The 17,884-nt window shown below is 37.3% G+C and carries 18 protein-coding genes and 1 pseudogene; 11 read left to right on the top strand and 8 right to left on the bottom strand.

The window, feature by feature from the left end; genetic code table 11:
• The first annotated feature begins 17 nt into the window (after nt 1-17).
• Nucleotides 18-890: a succinate--CoA ligase subunit alpha gene (gene sucD, locus OK18_RS02490; RefSeq protein WP_050019979.1), complete on the top strand. Its 873-nt coding sequence runs from the start codon at nt 18-20 to the stop codon at nt 888-890.
• 21 nt (nt 891-911) lie between these two features.
• Nucleotides 912-1,580, top strand: coding sequence for a porin family protein (locus tag OK18_RS02485; protein ID WP_050019980.1), 669 nt, complete (start codon nt 912-914; stop codon nt 1,578-1,580).
• Nucleotides 1,581-1,687: 107 nt separating this feature from the next.
• Here the strand turns inward: OK18_RS02485 and OK18_RS02480 are convergent, their stop codons facing one another.
• The 3 genes from OK18_RS02480 to OK18_RS02470 all read right to left on the bottom strand — a co-directional run bounded on the left by OK18_RS02480 (nt 1,688) and on the right by OK18_RS02470 (nt 4,369).
• A complete protein-coding gene (locus OK18_RS02480) occupies nt 1,688-2,998 on the bottom strand; it encodes an ABC transporter permease (RefSeq protein WP_050019981.1) in 1,311 nt (436 codons plus the stop codon).
• Between the two features lie 3 nt (nt 2,999-3,001).
• A complete protein-coding gene (locus OK18_RS02475) occupies nt 3,002-3,913 on the bottom strand; it encodes an ABC transporter ATP-binding protein (protein ID WP_050019982.1) in 912 nt (303 codons plus the stop codon).
• Nucleotides 3,914-4,018: 105 nt separating this feature from the next.
• Nucleotides 4,019-4,369, bottom strand: coding sequence for a T9SS type A sorting domain-containing protein (locus OK18_RS02470; protein ID WP_050019983.1), 351 nt, complete (start codon nt 4,367-4,369; stop codon nt 4,019-4,021).
• Nucleotides 4,370-4,487: 118 nt separating this feature from the next.
• Here OK18_RS02470 and hemB point away from each other — a divergent pair, with 118 nt between their 5' ends.
• Nucleotides 4,488-5,477, top strand: coding sequence for a porphobilinogen synthase (gene hemB / locus OK18_RS02465; protein WP_053326978.1), 990 nt, complete (start codon nt 4,488-4,490; stop codon nt 5,475-5,477).
• A 62-nt stretch (nt 5,478-5,539) separates the two neighbouring features.
• Here the strand turns inward: hemB and OK18_RS02460 are convergent, their stop codons facing one another.
• Nucleotides 5,540-5,833 carry a TM2 domain-containing protein gene (locus OK18_RS02460; protein WP_053326977.1) on the bottom strand — a complete coding sequence of 98 codons (294 nt, stop codon included), beginning with the start codon at nt 5,831-5,833 and terminating at the stop codon, nt 5,540-5,542.
• 246 nt (nt 5,834-6,079) lie between these two features.
• Here OK18_RS02460 and lptB point away from each other — a divergent pair.
• Together lptB and OK18_RS02450 are read left to right on the top strand one after the other, a co-directional pair.
• Nucleotides 6,080-6,805, top strand: a pseudogene (gene lptB / locus OK18_RS02455) (LPS export ABC transporter ATP-binding protein); the annotation flags it as partial.
• A 562-nt stretch (nt 6,806-7,367) separates the two neighbouring features.
• The gene (locus OK18_RS02450; protein WP_053329272.1) at nt 7,368-9,095 is read left to right on the top strand and encodes an ABC transporter ATP-binding protein; all 1,728 of its coding nucleotides are present in this window, start codon (nt 7,368-7,370) and stop codon (nt 9,093-9,095) included.
• 234 nt (nt 9,096-9,329) lie between these two features.
• Here the strand turns inward: OK18_RS02450 and OK18_RS02445 are convergent, their stop codons facing one another.
• Together OK18_RS02445 and OK18_RS02440 are read right to left on the bottom strand one after the other, a co-directional pair.
• Entirely contained in the window at nt 9,330-9,767 is a 438-nt protein-coding gene (locus tag OK18_RS02445; protein ID WP_228377680.1) for a carboxymuconolactone decarboxylase family protein, read from the bottom strand.
• A gap of 204 nt (nt 9,768-9,971) precedes the next feature.
• On the bottom strand, nt 9,972-10,565 hold the full coding sequence (locus tag OK18_RS02440) for a Crp/Fnr family transcriptional regulator (RefSeq protein WP_156173213.1): 594 nt from the start codon (nt 10,563-10,565) through the stop codon (nt 9,972-9,974).
• Between the two features lie 75 nt (nt 10,566-10,640).
• On the opposite strand from OK18_RS02440, the gene OK18_RS02435 reads away from it, so the two are divergent.
• Nucleotides 10,641-11,594, top strand: a complete 954-nt coding sequence (locus tag OK18_RS02435; protein ID WP_050019988.1) for a helix-turn-helix transcriptional regulator — start codon at nt 10,641-10,643, stop codon at nt 11,592-11,594.
• Nucleotides 11,595-11,676: 82 nt separating this feature from the next.
• Here the strand turns inward: OK18_RS02435 and OK18_RS02430 are convergent, their stop codons facing one another.
• Nucleotides 11,677-12,168, bottom strand: a complete 492-nt coding sequence (locus OK18_RS02430) for a DinB family protein (protein WP_053326975.1) — start codon at nt 12,166-12,168, stop codon at nt 11,677-11,679.
• 184 nt (nt 12,169-12,352) lie between these two features.
• On the opposite strand from OK18_RS02430, the gene OK18_RS02425 reads away from it, so the two are divergent.
• The 5 genes from OK18_RS02425 (at nt 12,353) to OK18_RS02405 (ending at nt 16,924) form a co-directional block, all read left to right on the top strand.
• Entirely contained in the window at nt 12,353-12,937 is a 585-nt protein-coding gene (locus OK18_RS02425) for a hypothetical protein (protein ID WP_053326974.1), read from the top strand.
• Between the two features lie 185 nt (nt 12,938-13,122).
• Entirely contained in the window at nt 13,123-13,692 is a 570-nt protein-coding gene (locus OK18_RS02420; RefSeq protein WP_050019990.1) for a cob(I)yrinic acid a,c-diamide adenosyltransferase, read from the top strand.
• Nucleotides 13,682-14,311, top strand: coding sequence for a thiamine diphosphokinase (locus tag OK18_RS02415; protein WP_050019991.1), 630 nt, complete (start codon nt 13,682-13,684; stop codon nt 14,309-14,311). Before OK18_RS02420 ends, OK18_RS02415 begins: the two co-directional genes overlap by 11 nt.
• A 220-nt stretch (nt 14,312-14,531) precedes the next feature.
• A complete protein-coding gene (locus tag OK18_RS02410) occupies nt 14,532-15,407 on the top strand; it encodes a tyrosine-protein phosphatase (protein ID WP_053326973.1) in 876 nt (291 codons plus the stop codon).
• Nucleotides 15,408-15,529: 122 nt separating this feature from the next.
• Nucleotides 15,530-16,924, top strand: coding sequence for a type III PLP-dependent enzyme domain-containing protein (locus OK18_RS02405; RefSeq protein ID WP_050019993.1), 1,395 nt, complete (start codon nt 15,530-15,532; stop codon nt 16,922-16,924).
• Nucleotides 16,925-17,038: 114 nt separating this feature from the next.
• Here the strand turns inward: OK18_RS02405 and OK18_RS02400 are convergent, their stop codons facing one another.
• A complete protein-coding gene (locus OK18_RS02400) occupies nt 17,039-17,698 on the bottom strand; it encodes an HAD family hydrolase (RefSeq protein ID WP_053326972.1) in 660 nt (219 codons plus the stop codon).
• Between the last annotated feature and the right edge of the window lie 186 nt (nt 17,699-17,884).

Raw genomic sequence — 17,884 nt, 5'->3', positions numbered from 1 at the left:
ATTAAAACAACAATAAAATGTCAATTTTAGTAAACAAAGATTCTAAAGTAATTGTACAAGGATTTACTGGAAACGAAGGTACTTTCCATGCAGGTCAGATGATTGAATACGGAACCAACGTAGTAGGTGGTGTTACTCCGGGGAAAGGAGGTAGCGAGCACCTTGGAAAACCGGTATTTAATACAGTAGCTGACGCTGTTCAAAAAGCAGGAGCAAACGTAAGTATCATTTTCGTACCACCGGCATTCGCAGCAGATGCTATCATGGAAGCTGCTGAAGCAGGGATCAAAGTAATCGTATGTATTACTGAAGGAATTCCTGTAGCTGATATGGTAAAAGTAAAGTCTTATATCGCAGACAGAGACTGCAGATTAATCGGACCGAACTGCCCTGGAATCATTACTTCTGAAGAAGCTAAAATTGGTATTATGCCAGGTTTCGTTTTCAAAAAAGGTAAAGTAGGTATCGTTTCAAAATCAGGTACTCTTACTTACGAAGCTGCTGACCAGGTAGTAAGAGCAGGTTATGGTATTTCTACTGCAATCGGTATCGGAGGGGACCCAATCATCGGAACTACTACAAGAGAAGCATTAGAGCTATTTATTAACGACCCTGAAACTGATGCTGTTGTAATGATTGGTGAGATCGGTGGAGGATTAGAAGCTGAAGCAGCAAGATGGTACAAAGCAAGCGGATCTACTAAACCGGTTGTAGGATTCATCGCTGGACAAACAGCTCCAAAAGGAAGAACAATGGGACATGCCGGTGCTATCGTAGGAGGTGCAGAAGATACAGCTCAGGCTAAAATGGAAATCATGAGAGAAAACGGTATCAACGTTGTAGACTCTCCTGCTGATATTGGTGCTACTGTAGCAAAAGTTCTAGGATAATTTTATAAAACCAAACCATATATGAAAAAACTTTTATTAGCCTCAGCTTTGACTTTTTCCGCTTTATCATTTGCTCAAATTCAATGGAAAAGCACACGATTTGGTCTTACCGGAGGTTTAAACTATTCCAGAGTAGCAAATGCCCACAATCCCTCCGGCCCTAGATACACTGCACAAGGTGGAGCTTTGGCCATGATCCCGGTAGGGAAGGCAAACCAATTCTTTATACAACCGGAAGTATTGTACTATGGTGCAGGAGAAACCGGGAAGGATAAAGATGCAAAAGGAAAAGACGGTTATGATGCGGTGTATGCCAATAACTATCTGAGTGTACCTTTATACTTTAAAGGGTATTTTTCAGAAGCTGAATCGGAATTCTTTGGGTTATTAGGCCCTAGATTTAATTTTTTATTAAGTCAGAATGTTAAAAATGCTCCTGTAAGCAGACCTTATTATGACCCGGATGTTGCGGATCCTACCAACCCGGCTGTGAATGGAAAAGCGAAAAGCTTTAACTGGGGAATAGGATTGGGAGTAGGATATAGCTATAAGAGACAATTGGAACTTGCTGTTAAATATGATCTTGGTCTTTCAGATACTTTCCCTGGCCTTGCAAAAGAAAAAGGAGGAACTGATAAGAAGAAATCAGAACAGGTTTTAGCACTTACTCTAAGCTACATATTCAAGTAAATACTGTATTCAGAATATAAAAAATCCCGGAAATTCAATTTCCGGGATTTTATTTTATATGTATTTCTAAGAATGAGCGGTTATTTTTACAATAACTAGCCATTATTTTAGCCTCTGATCCACTTCCAGAGCTCTTTTAGCGTTGCTTTGTTCCCATACATCAAAATACCTACCCGGTAAATTTTCCCTGCCAGGAAGATCATGAAAATAGTAGTCCCCAATAATAGGGCTATAGAAAGAACAAGCTGCCATACCGGAACCCCGAATGGTATTCTTGCAATCATGGCAACAGGTGATGTAAAAGGAATGATAGACAGCCAAAAGCCCAGTGGACCGTCAGGATTATTCATCAGTGAAAAGCTGCCATACATACCCAGCATCAGAGGTAAAATAGCAAATAAAGTAAACTGCTGCGTTTCCGTTTCATTGTCTACAGCCGAACCAATAGCAGCATAAATTGAACTGTAAAAAATATATCCCAAAAGGAAAAAGACAATAAATACAAAAATAATCAATGGAAAATTCATTTCCAGTAAGCTATGAGATATCTGGGTTGCCAGCTGGGTAATGTCTAGTTTATCCGCTAATTGTTCGTTTCCGCCCGGAATATTCTTCTGAATAGATGAAAAACCGGTATTTAAAACCAAGGCTCCGATAACAGACATGGTGATCCAGATAATAAACTGCGTAAGGGCAACGAAAGTTACCCCCAGGATTTTTCCCATCATCAGCTCAAAAGGTTTAACAGACGAAATAATGATTTCCACCACACGATTGTTCTTTTCTTCCAGAACACTTCGCATCACCCGTACCCCATAAATAATGATGAACATAAAAGTTACATACATCAGAATCATGCTGAGTCCTGTTTTTACCCCGAAAGCAAGATCAGAATCCTCCTTGTTATTATCTGAAACATTAATCGTTTTCAAACTGAATCCTTTATCAAGATCAATCAGCTGAGCCTCCTGGATGCCTAGTTGTTTGATTTTTTCTTTTTTAATAACATTGCTGATATCAGAAACGATCTTCTGTTTCGTATCCAATCCTATTTTGCTGTTGATAACCAGTCTTGTTCCGGTTTCCAGCTCATTGAAGTCCTGATTTTTCAGTTCCGGCAAAATAAGGATGCCATCTAAAGACTCATTTCCTTTTAAATTATTGATCTTTGACTTTTCGTCTGCAGCAGAAACAAATACATAATTGAGCTTGTCGTTAGACTGGAGTTGGTTGGTAAACAGTCCGCTTTTATCAACAACTTCTATAATGCTGTGGGATTCATTGGCTTTAAACATAAGCCCGATTACTGCTCCGAAAGCAATGATTAAGATAGGAGCAAGTAAAGTTAAGATGATGAAAGACTTCTTCTTAACCTGTGTAAGAAATTCCCTTTTGGTAATTAAAAAAATATTATTCATAAATTAAGAATGGTTACTTACGGCATTAATAAACACTTCATTCATACTCGGAATTCTTTCGTCGAATGACCGCACTTTCCCTACATGGATAAGATCCAGAAGAATATGGTTCTGATCAGTTTCATTCTTCAGATCAAAAGAGACAAGATTGTTCTCATGAGCAAGATTGAAAATTTCATATTTATTCTTAAAACTTTCAAGATGATCATGATTTACTTCAGAAAGAGTAATTCCAAAAATATTTTTCTTAAATTTTTCCCTTACGTCAAAAACTCTTCCATCTATGATTTTTTTTGAATGATTGATCAGGGCGACATAATCACACATTTCTTCCACGCTTTCCATTCTGTGGGTAGAAAGGATAATGGTGGTTCCGTTGTTTTTGAGGTCAATAATCTGATCTTTAATTAAATTTGCATTTACGGGATCAAAACCGGAGAAAGGTTCATCCAGAATCAAAAGATGCGGACGGTGGAGGACAGTCACTACAAACTGAATCTTCTGCGCCATCCCCTTGGAAAGTTCAGAGAGCTTTTTTTTCCACCATTGATCAATATGAAGTTTGTCAAACCATTTTTTAGCCTCATTCAGAGCCTCATTTTTACTCATACCTTTAAGCTCCCCGAAATAAAGGATCTGGTCTCCCACACTCATATTCTTGTATAAGCCCCTTTCTTCAGGCATATAGCCGATATCTTTAATATGAGCGGGATTCAGCTTTTCTCCATTGATAAAAATATCTCCGGAGTCGGCCTGGGTAATCTGATTGATGATACGGATGAAAGAAGTTTTCCCGGCTCCGTTGGGGCCTAAAAGGCCATAGATGCTGCCTTTGGGAACATGGATGCTGAAATCATCCAGGGCGACCTTTTTTCCGGCATTATAGGTCTTTTTAATATGTTCAGCTTTTAACATTAAATTGTTCTTTTACAATTGGTATAAAAAAGTCCAGAAAGTTACGGAAATATTAAACAGGATCAATGTAAAAGAAAAAATCCTGATGATTATCAGGATTCTGTTTTATTGTTTTACGATTTGAGTTACCTTTTGCGTGTTGTCACTTAAAATATATCGGATCAGATATTTTCCCGGTTTCAATTTTTCAATATTGATCTCCCCGGAATTCATATTGACAGTATAACTGGCAACCTGCATACCCAAAATGGAATAAAAAGTCACACTTTTGATTCTTAAAGAAGAATCCTTTGCCTTTATGATAAGATAATCCTTTGCAGGGTTTGGATAGGCAATCATTACTCCATCATCAGATTTCTGTGAGATGGAACCCGGCTCTTTCAGCTGAGCTTGTAAATTGTTGGAAAACCCAACAAAAGTGCCTGCAAATAAAATTAAAAGTAAAAATTTTTTCATCAAATTTATAATTTCTCGAATATATATAACAAATGTAATAAATTCTACAATTTCATACAATAGTTTTTTATAGAACTTGTAGTAAATTTGTAAAAACTTATTCAAAAAGTATTCCAAAATGATACATTCAAGAAATAGAAGACTTAGAGTTAATGAATCTATCAGAAGTCTGGTAAGAGAAAATGTGCTTACAACTGATGATTTTGTAATGCCGATCTTCGTAATGGAGGGCGAAAACAAGCAGGAACCGATTCCGTCGATGCCGGGAATTTTTAGGAGGAGTATAGATCTGACGGTAAAAGAATGTAAGGAATTATTTTCTTTGGGCGTAAAAGCTGTCAATTTGTACATGAAAGTGTCAGATCATCTGAAAGATAATACCGGAAAAGAAGCATGGAACAAAAACGGTTTGATGCAGAATACGATCCGGGCAATCAAAGATGCGGTTCCAGGAATGGTGGTTATGCCGGATGTTGCGTTGGATCCTTATTCTGTTTATGGTCATGATGGAATCATTGAAAATGGGAAAATTCTAAATGATGCAACTAATGATGCACTGGCCAGAATGTCTGTATCTCATGCAGAAGCAGGAGCTGACATGGTGGCACCCAGTGATATGATGGATGGCCGGGTTTTGGTCATCCGTGAAGCATTGGAAGAAAGCGGATTTACCGATGTAGGGATTGTAAGTTATGCTGCAAAATATGCGAGTTCTTTCTATGGACCATTCAGAAGCGCTTTAGACAGTGCTCCGAAAGATGATATGGAGATCCCGAAAGATAAAAAAACTTATCAGATGGATTTTCACAATTCCCGTGAAGCATTAAATGAAGTATATAAAGATATTGAAGAAGGTGCAGATGTGATCATGATCAAACCGGGACTTCCTTATCTGGACATTGTTGCCAAAGTACGTGAGGCGATTGATCTTCCGATTGCTGTTTATAATGTAAGCGGAGAATATGCCATGGTAAAAGCTGCCGCTCAGAACGGATGGCTGGATAATGATAAAACAATTATTGAAAACCTGACGTGTTTCAAAAGGGCAGGAGCAGATATGATCTTTACCTATTTTGCCAAAGAAGCGGCCATGATTTTAAACAAATAATTCATAAGAAAATAAAAAACACCTCCGGATTGAGGTGTTTTTTTATAAATTATACATGGGATTTATAACCAGCCTTTTCTTCCATAAACATAAGTGTCATCAAATTGCTTGTCATTCATAAAAAGATAAAGAATCCCTTCTATAAATGGAATAATAGAGGCTGCTCCCAATGTTACAATATTAAGGATGATCTGAATAATACCTTCTTTGGTATACCCCAGATAGAATTTATTTAAAGCCAGCCAACCTACAAGAATTCCCAAAATTGCCGCAGGAATTTTCTTTTCCGAACGATAGGGAATACCATTTTGTTGGTTTGGGTTGTTTTCTGTTTTTGTATAACCGTAATTTTCCATTTCTTGCTATTTTGTAAATGATTGATATGTTTCACGATAAGTAGCCTGAAACGATAAAAAGTTACAGAAGCTAAAAGACAGAAATGAATTGCCATTTTGTTTTATGCCGGCATAGAGTATCAGGCTGAAAACTGGTAGGATTTTACCTGGAACCGAAATTATAAACCCGCTTATTTACGATTTTGCTATTTTACCTTTTCCTTATTTTGCCTCTCATTAAGTTTATATTTTTGATATATTTGCTCCATGATTTTACGAGGAGAAAATTTAATCAAGGAATACGGTCCTAAAAAAGTTGTAAAAGGTGTTTCCGTACAGGTTCAACAAGGAGAAATCGTTGGTTTGCTGGGACCTAACGGGGCAGGAAAAACCACATCGTTTTATATGATCGTAGGGTTGGTTAAGCCTACTTCAGGGAAAATTTTTCTGGATAAGCAGGAGATTACCACTGATGCCATGTACCGCAGGGCCCAGAAGGGAATCGGTTACCTGGCACAGGAAGCTTCAGTTTTCAGAAAACTATCCGTAGAAGAAAACATTATGGGAGTTTTACAGCTGACCAAACTTTCAAAACGTGAGCAGCAGATCAAATGTGACGAGCTGATCGAAGAGTTTTCTTTACAGCATGTCCGTAAAAACAGGGGAGATCTCCTCTCCGGTGGAGAAAGGCGTAGGACGGAAATTGCCCGTTGTCTTGCTACCAATCCCAACTTTATCTTGTTGGATGAACCTTTTGCCGGGGTAGACCCGATCGCGGTAGAAGATATCCAGAAAATTGTAAGAAGCCTGGTAGATAAAAATATCGGTATTCTGATTACCGATCACAACGTTCAGCAGACTTTAGCCATTACCAATAAAACATATATCATGTTTGAAGGGAAAATCCTTAAAGAAGGACTTCCGGAAGATCTTGCCAACGATCCGCAGGTAAGAGAAGCGTATCTTGGTGAAAACTTTGTGTATCAGAGTATTTTGGATAAGCCGAAAAAGAAGAAATATGCCTATAACATCTGGGCAGGTAATTTTGACTCAAAAGCCCAGCTACAGGTTTTTGTAAGTGAACATTTCAAACAGTTTGATGACCTGAGGCTGATGTATGGTTTTGAAGATATCAGTTTTGCTTCATTGGCCAACTCCGAAATTGAACATATCTTTAATGAAGTGGTCGATAAGAATGCCAACAATTCTTTTGTTTTCCAGAAGAAAGAGATCAACAGCCAATATTCTATGGAACAGGCAGAAGCTGAATCCAAAGGGGCAAGTAAGCCGGAATTACATTATCTGACTACGTATATGTATGAAGGATAATGATAAATTTCAATATTCTTTCGGGATATTGAGATGGAAATTAAAAAATAAAAACTGAAATTAAGCAACTTATTTTAGCTGAAAATAATAATAAAAACGTACCTTTTCTCTTGAAAACGGTACGTTTTTTAGTTTAAATAATGCTATGGCAAAACCTTTCAACAGAACAGTTACTTTATTCGGAATTTACAAACAGCTGGTCCCATTTATCAGACCTTACCGGTTAATGATTTATGGAACATTATTTTTAACCTTTCTGGGAGCATTGGCTGCCCAGGTCAACCCGATTGTTCTGAAGTATACGGTGGATGAAGTAACCGAGCTTACCCATCTTCCTCATCCGATGTCGGAAGGAATTCATATCCTCATCATTATTTCCATTATTTTATTAGGAAAGGAGCTTCTCAATATTTTTATTAATTTCGGACAGAAATTCTATGGTGAGAAGATCAGGATTAATGTAAGCTCTGTGCTGGCACAATCAGCCATTGATAAAATCCTGACCTATCGGGTAGCTTATTTTAATGATGAGAATCATGAGTCCGGGAAGCTGCAGATCAGGATTGACCGTGGAATTGAAAGCCTGACCAAGCTGGTCCAGAATTTTTTTATTGATATTCTTCCTCTTTTTTCCAATGCCATTATTGCGCTGGTTATTATGTATATGCAGAATATCTATGTAGGAGCAGTATCCACAATCATTGTTCCTATTTATTTTTATATAAGTTCACTACAGGCCGGAAAATTAAGCGGGGTTCGCCGGCAGCTCAGAAACCAGAGGGAAAAGAAAACATCAGGACTTTTAAACCTTATCAACTCCATTATGGTCATTAAGAGTTTCGTAAGGGAAAAGTTTGAAGGTAAAAAGCAATATGACCTTCAGATGCAGCTGATGGAAAGCCAGATGTTTACAAGGAAAACAAACTTTATTTATGATGGGCTGAAAACTTTTATTGAGCAGTTCGGAGTCGTTTTAATCATTCTGTTGACCGTATACCTTGTGCTTGATCAGCAGATGACCATTGGGGCAATTATGCTTCATATTATGCTTTTTAATAATGTTTCGGCACCCATCCGCCAATTGCACAGGATCTATGATGATATGAATGATGCCATGATCTATGCCGAAGGATACTTTGACATTCTTAATGATGATGATGAAACAGAGCCTAACGGAAAATTTGTAGAGCAGAAAATAAAGGGAACTTTTGAGCTAAAAAATATTGACTTTACCTATCCTAATGGTACAAAAGCACTCCACAATGTATCGATGAAAATTGAAAACGGGAAAACAACCGCACTGGTTGGATTGAGTGGTGCAGGAAAGTCAACGGTGATTAACCTTTTATGCAAATTCTATCTGCCGGACTCCGGGGATATTTTGCTGGATGGTGTCAACCTGAATGAATATAACAATACTTTTCTCAGAAGTGATCTGGGATTGGTGTTGCAGAGAAACCATATTTTCCAGGGAAGTATTGAAGACAATATCCGTTATGGAGATATGAATGCCAGCTTTAAAGAAATTGAGGAAGCGGCCAAAAAAGCATATCTGCACGAACAGATTATGGACCTTCCCGATGGATACCAACATGATGCTACGCAGCTGTCAGGCGGTCAGCAGCAAAGAATTGCCATTGCAAGGCTGTTTCTCAAAAATCCACCTATTATTTTTCTGGATGAACCTACAGCAAGTCTGGACGCGATTGCCACAGAACAGATTAAAAATTCCCTGGATGCTATTAAAGAGGGAAGGACGGTAGTAATTATTTCTCATTCCCTGTCCCAGATCCTGGATTCGGATACCATCTATGTTATGAAAAAAGGACGTGTGGTAGAAAATGGAACGCACGATGAACTATATGGCAAAGACGGAGTGTATCGTGAAATTTTTGATGCTTCCGCACGGAGCCTGAATCTGGATAAATTGGTCAATACATATAAGGAAAATTAAATAAGCTCAACTGTACAGATGAGCTCATTATTTAACGTCAGTTCGGAATAATAATTTCTGATTTAGTTAGGTGGAAGATGGAAGCTATGAAGGTCATAAAAACAAAGCCATTCATCTTTTTTGTTTAATGTAAAATCAATTGGGGGGCCTGTCAATAATTAAAACTGAAAGTCACTTCCAGTATCCCTCTTTCAACTCCGGCCTTTATACTTAATTTTCTTAACCTCAAGTTATTTAGTTAGTTTTTTCAGAAACCTGATATGCTCCCACATCTGCTCCAAAAGCAATATTGATTCTGTTGTAACTGTTAATGGCAATAACAGCCATTGTCAGATCTACCATTTCCGTTTCTGAGAAATGCAGGCTTACTTTTGAGTAGATTTCATCCGGAACTTCTTTACCATGTAAAGCTGTTAATGTTTCCGCCCACAGTAATCCTGCTTTTTCTTTGTCTGTATAAAACGAGCATTCTCTCCAGGCACTTACCAGGTAGATTCTTTGCTCAGTTTCCCCTTTAGCCCTCAATTCTTTAGAATGCATATCCAGGCAAAAAGCACATCCGTTCATTTGGGAAACCCGGAAATATAACAGTTCCAGAAATGAATTGTCCAAGGAAGAATGTTGTACCTGAAAACCCATGTTGTGAAGTGCATTTACAGCTTTGTTCCCCATTGCAAATGCGTTGATTCTTTGTGATATACTATTGTTTTTTAATTGTTATGTGACAAATGTAAAACTGAATTTTCCGCATTTTTTTTACAAATGATAAATAATATGAAGAAAGAATTTGGAAGCTGAGCTGGAAGATATTATGGGACAAATTATATATATTCAGCTTACAATAGTTTTGTTCTTCCAGCTTCGTTTTCTTTTCCCTCAAAATTTCCGGGCTCTGATCCTGCTTAATGAAACCTGGGTAATTCCGATATAATCGGCAAGATCTCCAAGACTGATCCGTTGAATAAGGTCAGGTCTTTGCTTTAAAAAATTGATGTACCGTTTTTTACCATCATCCTCCAGCATTTCACTGATCCTTCCCATCATATTCACGGGAGCTTTTGAGTAAAGCTTGCTGAAAAGTCTTTCTGCAGAATGATTGTTTTTACAAAGCCTTACCACAACATCTTTATGGATACGGAGAACCTGAGTGGGTTCCAGGGCAACAATCATATATTTGGAAGGATTCCCCGTTAGAAAACCGCTTAATTCTGTAAAAAATGAGTTTTCCGAAAAAAATGTCATGATAAAATCCTTATCCCCATTGTCAAAGAATAATTTGACCAGCCCTTTTTCGATAAAATAAAAATAACGGCAGGTTTCATCAGCCTTCAACAAATAATCTCCCTTTCTGTAATTCCTGAGTTCTAAATGGGAGACCAGCTCATCCATAACAGTCTGATCCGGCTTAAAAATATTCTCAATAGTTTGAATGAATGGAGGGTGGTGCATAAACAATGATGTCAGGTTCAAAAAATAAATTTAACAAAAAAGCTGATACTTTTATAAGTCATACCTCAAAAAAGAATTTTAGTTTTGTTGACAGAAATGAATGATCACTACCTTAAGAAACTCGATCGGGTAACCGCTATTCTTACCCAGTTACAGTCTAAACCTGTTGTGAGAGCACAGGATCTGGCTGAAAAATTTGATGTGAGTATCAGAACCATTTACCGCGATGTAAAAACATTGGAAAACGCAGGTATTCCTATTGTAGGAGAAGCAGGAAACGGTTATTCTTTAATGGACGGATATAAACTTCCTCCCGTGATGTTTACCAAGGAAGAAGTGCTAAGCTTCATTACTGCCGAAAAGCTTATGCAGAAGTTTTCTCATCAAAGCCTGGGGGAGCATTACCAGACTGCTATGGAAAAAGTACGTTCAGTATTGAGATATTCAGACAAAAACCTGATCAGTAATATTGAAAAGCAGATTGATGTTTTTAATGTGCATGCGCAACCCGGGGATTCCCTGAAAAATGTGATCCCTATTATTCTGGAGAGTATTGCAGAGAAAACCCAGTTGACGATAGAGTACCAGACGGTAGATTCCAGGGTGACGACCAGGACAATTGAAACTGTAGGGGTCTTCTTTGAATTTAATTTTTGGTATATCATGGCCTATTGTACCCTGAGGAATGATTTCAGACAATTCAGAATCGATAGGATTTTAAAAATTTCCAAAACACAAAACCCTTTTCTGCAGGAATACGGACAGGTAAATGATTATCGGAAAAAATCCCACGGCCAAAAGGAAAAAGCCAGAATTTTGGTAGATAAAAAAATCATGGCCCATCTCGTAAATTCTAAAAGATATTATGGATTAATCGAAGAAGTAGAAACCGCTGAAGGAGTAGAGCTGATCTTTGAAACAGAATGGATTAATGATGGATTTCCACGCTGGCTGGTCACTTTTGCAGATTATGCAACGGTCTTAGAGCCGGAAAGCCTTCGTATAAGACTGAGCGAGCTTCTGATAAAGATGTCTGAGAGGCATAAATAAACCCCAACAGAGTAATTGTTGAGGTTTAAAGACTTAATTGAGACAAATAAATGAAATGGTTTCTGAAGTAAAAAGGCCCTTACTAGAATCTCTCCCAGAAAAATGGCGGTTCAATACCTAAGGCTCTCAGGTAAACATACCCCTGTCCACGGTGATGGATCTCATTATCTATGAAATAAAGGATGTTCTGATATACGGGAAACTCGTACTGCCCGAACAGGTTGAAAGTTTCCTGGAAGCGTTCTGCAGAAATCTGGTTGAAATAATGGTTGATTACCTCCGTTTCCTCATCCCATTTTTTTAAGATCTCTTCCTTTGTTTTGGGATTAAAGCCCTCTTCATTATAGGCTTCCATATTATTTTCAATAATTCCTTTTAGTGCAGGTCCTGCAATACTGATTAATTCTACTGCCAGTTTTGCAAAAGGTCTCATGCCGGCTACTGAAAATTCAAATAACTCTTTTTCAGGAAAGCTCTCAATCACTCTCCTTGTCAGGTTTCTGTGGCCTTGCCATTGCTCTAATAACTGTTCTGTGGACATGAATTGTTTAGTGGCTGTTGCTGTAGTTGTCATAATTGTATGGTTTTTGTTTGTTATTGTTGATACAAAGATAAAATGGGGTTATGACAACAGTTTGTCAGCAGGATTTTTAGAGATTAAAAAAAATATTTTTTCTGTTAAAATATCTGCACCTGCTTTTCCGTTAAAAGAAAAGTGAATTAATAAAAAAGAAATTGACCATTAACTGAATTGCATTATGAAGAAGTATATTTTGCCCGTTATTACGGCATTTTTATTAATATCATGTAATAAAATCGAAGAGAAAATAGATCAGACTGTACAAAAAACAAAAGAAACAGTGCAGCAGAAAGCCCAGCAGGCAGTAGAAGAAAGCGTTAAAAAAACAGTGAACGAATCTATTAATTCTCTAACCAACTCTAAAGATGTTAAATTTAACACGGTTTTTCCTGGTACAGGAGCACCCGTAATTTCTGATGAAAAAGGAAAAAAGTTCAAATTTCCTACCGGTTCTGAAGGATATGTCTTTAAATATAAAGCGGATATTGCAGCGCTGCTTCCTTTTTTGGAAAGTCAGCCTACTACCGATGAAAGTAAATCGGATAAAAAAGCCCGTAAGATTGATGGGCAAAGTATCATAGATAAAATAAGTCTTGCTTCAAAATTTCTTCCCGAAAATACTTTTGACACCCGTTTCCTGGATGAAATTAAAACCGATAAAAGCATTCAGTATTATAAGCTGAAGAGGTTTCCAAACAGCAGTACACTGATCTACAGCCCCACCAGTCAGACCATCATACAATACGTAGAGGTAAATAAATAATTTGGATATGGCCGGTTTTTCCCGGCCATTTTTTGGACATTGTAAGTGGGGAGGAAGTATCTCAATGTAATATTTTGTAAGAAACTTTTGTGGCCTTTTGTGGTTAATCTTCTCCAAAATGATTGTGTGCACATCATGCGAACATTTTACTTTTTACATTGTACAAAAAAAAGTATTTTAGTAGTATGAAAATTTATACAAAAACAGGCGACAAAGGGCAAACGGCATTGTACGGTGGAACGAGAGTTTCCAAAGCCAGCGCAAGAGTTGACAGTTATGGAAATATAGATGAACTGAATTCATTTATTGGAATTGCCAAAAGTCATATTGAGGATGAAGAAGTTTTAAAGCAATTAAAAAAAATACAGTTTGATCTGTTTACAGTAGGCTCGGAAGCTGCAACACCGGTGGATAAACTGATGTTGGCAAACGGGAAGTCACGTCTTCCTTTAATTATTTCCGAAGCAGAGATTGAGGAACTGGAACAATGGATGGATGCTTTTGATGAAAAACTGGAACCCCTTCAGTATTTCATTCTCCCCGGAGGCGGAAAACCAGCAACGTTTCTACATGCAGCAAGAACCATTTGCAGAAGGGCAGAACGCTCCTTGGTATTTCTGAATGAATCTGAGGAAGTACGTCCTGAATTGATCAAATATTTAAACAGGCTTTCAGATTATCTTTTTGTGCTGGCAAGATACGTTTCCAAATTGAATAACGAACCGGAAGAATACTGGAATCCGAATGAAAGATAAAGTATTGCTTTTCATCAATGGAGATGCACCGGAATCCTTTCCGGATCCGGAGAATTATGACCTGATCGCCTGTACGGACGGTGCCTTTCATTATTTAAAAAGAATAGGGTTCCCGCTGGATAAACTGGATTTTATTTCAGGCGATTTCGATTCTCATTCAGGTACAGATGAAAATATTTATCAGGAAAAATTTATTCATACCCCGGATCAGGATAAAACGGATTTCCATAAGGCTTTGGATATTATTGCTGAAAAAGGAGGTAAAGCAGTCGATATTTTGGGAGGTAGTGGCGGAGAGCAGGACCACTTTTTAGGAAATCTGACGGTAGCCTATGCTTTTAAAGATAAAATGAATTTGAAATTTTACGACGAATTTTCAGAATATTATTTTATCCCCAAAAGCTTTACCATCAATGGAGTTCAGGATAAAATGATTTCATTATACCCATTCCCTTCTGTAGAAAATGTAACCACAAAAGGATTAAACTGGCCTTTACATAACGGAAGCTTAAGTATTACCTCAAGAATCGGAACAAGAAACTTTGCGATTGAAGATGAGGTTTCCATCGAATATGAAAAAGGGGACCTGTTGATTTTTATCGGAAAAAATTATTTGTGATAGGATTTAATAACCCAACAAGTAATTCAAATAGAAACGGGCTTTAGCCCGTTCAATAAAAAAATAAATTCCATTGGCTTTAGCCAAAACTTAAAATAAGAAGCACACTTAAGTTTGCTGAAAATCTTTTCCTGCTTAAGTGTACTTTTAAGCTTACTTAAGTAAACTAAAGTGTTATTATAAAAACTTTCGTACCTTTTGTGTTAAATCCCAAAAACTTTTGAATACATTAATCAAAATATCAGTTCTCAGCATATCACTATGCTGTATATTCTCATGCAAAACACAGCATTTTGAAACCCCGGAATATGGTAAAAATGAAACGGAAAAAGTTCTTAACATCAAAAAGGTTTATAATTTCCGTACAGTAGGCAATATTAAAAATACGGAAGGGAGAGCTTTAAAAGAAGGTATGCTCTACAGAAGTGCCCATCTTCATCAACTTAAAAAGAAGTCTTTTGATGAGTTTGGAAAACTGGGAATTGCTGAAATTATAGATTTAAGAAATTCAAAAGAGATTTTTGAAAAACCGGATCATCTTCCAAATGGGATCACTTATAAAAAATACTCAGCCTTTGAAGATCGGGGAGATCAGCTTGCCCAGGCAAGAAAACTGGTACTTAAGGGAAAGGTTAAGGCTTCGGATGCGGATAAAAGAATGGTGGATTTCTATCGTGAGTACGTAACCGAAAATCCGGAAATCATAAAAACAATTATTGCAGAGATCCTGGAAGCAGATCATCCGGTATTGTATCACTGCACGGCAGGAAAAGACAGGACAGGAATAATCACAGCCCTGATTTTAGCCATTCTGAAGTTTGACGAAGAAACAATTTACAACGAATATCTTTTATCCAATAACTACAGAAAGAATCTCGTCCGGAAAAGACTCCACCTTGCCGGAAACTTACATTTTCTATATCCCAAAATGGATTTGCAGGTACTGGAAAAACTGAGCTGGGTGGAAAAACGATATCTTGATGCTGCTTTTGGGGAAATCAATAAAAAATATGGTTCTACGGATGCTTATATCCAGAAGGTATTGGGTATTTCAGATGCCAAAAGAACTGAATATATCCAAAAGTTTACCTATTGATTATCAGAGATAAATTTTTGTAAGATTCAATATTAGGAGCTAATTTAAAATTATAATAATTTTAACACCTAAAAATGAAACTTTTTTAGCAATTTTGCATTTCTTAATTCACTTGTTTAGAAATGAAAATAAAATACTCGGAACTTATTGATCAGACATTATATTTTCCTACAGAGGAATTTAATGTTTCTGAGAACAATTTGTTGTTTCACGACATTCCTTTGATGGATGTTGTTGAACAATTTGGCACTCCGCTAAAGATTAGCTACCTGCCGAGAATTTCTCAAAATATTCAGAAAGCGAAAGGCTGGTTTAAAGAAGCTTTTGAGAAAACCGAATATAAAAAGAATTATACCTACTGCTACTGTACAAAATCCAGTCATTTTAACTTCGTATTGGAAGAAGCCCTGAAGAATGATATTTCCATAGAAACATCATCTGCGTATGACATGGATATTGTAAAATCCCTTTATGAAAAAGGTAAGGTAGATAAGAATATTGAAGTGATCTGTAATGGTTTTAAAACCGATGATTATCTGGCTAAAATTTCAGATATGATCAATAACGGATTTGAAAATATTACCCCGATTCTTGATAATTACAGAGAGCTGGATAAGCTTACAGAAAGTATTGATTCTACTTTTGATATAGGAATCAGAATTGCATCAGAGGAAGAGCCGAAGTTTGAATTCTATACCTCAAGATTAGGGATCGGATATAAAGATATTATTCCTTATTACAGCCAGAAAATTGCAGAACATCCGAATGCAAGGTTGAAAATGCTTCATTTCTTTATCAATACAGGAATTAAGGATACGGCATATTACTGGAACGAATTGTATAAATGTCTTCGTGTATATGCGCGTCTGAAAAAAATTGCTCCTGAAGTGGATTCTCTGAACATCGGGGGTGGTTTCCCAATCAAAACCTCTTTGAACTTCGATTACGATTATCAGTACATGGTAGAAGAGATCGTTTCCCAAATCAAGAAGTTCTGTGAAGAAGAAGGAGTAGAAGAACCTAATATCTATACGGAATTCGGAAGCTTTACCGTAGGAGAGAGCGGAGCCAACCTGTATAAAATTATTTCTCAGAAACGCCAGAATGACAGAGAAAAGTGGAATATGATCGACTCTTCTTTCATGACGACTCTTCCTGATACGTGGGCCATATCAAGGCATTTTATCATGCTTCCGCTGAACCGTTGGGAAGATACCTATGAACGGGTATTTTTAGGTGGTCTCACATGCGATTCGGACGATTATTATAACTCTGAACAGCATACCAACGCAATCTATCTGCCGGTTTTCAGTGATACCAAGCCTTTGTACATCGGATTCTTCCACACGGGTGCATATCAGGAAACAATCGGTGGTTATGGTGGGGTACATCATTGCCTTATGCCTCAGCCAAGACACATCCTGATCCAGAAGGATGAGAACGGTGAGCTTCAGTATGAAATTTTCCGTGAAAAACAAGAACCGGAAGATGTATTGAAGCTTCTTGGGTATAAATAATCCTGTAATCAGTAAGAACGGGCTTAGCCCGTTTAATTAAAAATTAAAAATTCGATTGGCTTTAGCCAAAACTTATACAAAACAAAAGCTCTCAGATTCTGAGAGCTTCTTTATTTAAAAATATTTTGAAATCTTGTCCAATACTAATTCTTCATAATCCATCACAACCGTATCCGCGAGTGTATAATCCTGATTTTTGGAATGTGGACTTCTGTATGCAGCACAGAAAATCCTGGCTCTGTGGGCAGCAAGAATTCCATTGGTGGAATCTTCGATGACCATACAGCTTTCAGGAGCTTCACCAGCCAGTTCTGCGGCCAGAAGGAAAACTTCAGGGTGAGGCTTGGATTCTTTCAAATCAGCACCACTGATTTTTCCGCTGAAATATTTCTCCAGTCCGAACTTCTCAAAGACCATATTGATTGTCGTCATGGTGGCTGAAGAGGCAAGTACCAGCTTTATCCCGTTTTCATGATAATGTTCAATCAGTTTTCTGACCCCCGGAATTAAATCAAACTCATCGTCATTATAGAAATAATCTTTGAAATGAGCTCTTTTGATATCAGCAATGGCCTCATAGGTATGGCTTAGATTATATTGCTGAATTAATGTTTCACAAACTCTTTTAGTAGAAGCACCTGTAAAAGAAGCGTATAAATCTTCGGAAACTGTAATTTCCAATTCATCAAACGTTTTGAAATAAGCTTTTCTATGCAATGGTTCTGTGTCTACAATAACTCCATCCATATCGAAAAGAACAGCTTTTAAAGACATATTCTAAGTTTTTCACAAAAATAGGAATTTGAGTTGAAAGAGGAAAGTGAATAGACCGTTAGGGAAGGTCGGTTTATAATTGTTTGGTTTTAGATAGGAAATGAAGTCTAATAAAGCTGGAAGCCAGAAGAGGGAAGCTGGAAGTTATGGTAGAATAAGTTTTACTGTAACTATGATAAATAAATT

Source organism: Chryseobacterium gallinarum (assembly GCF_001021975.1).
Taxonomy (GTDB): Bacteria; Bacteroidota; Bacteroidia; order Flavobacteriales; family Weeksellaceae; genus Chryseobacterium; species Chryseobacterium gallinarum.
The sequence above is the reverse complement of the archived record's forward strand: the minus strand, read 5'-3'. Positions and strand labels throughout refer to the sequence as shown.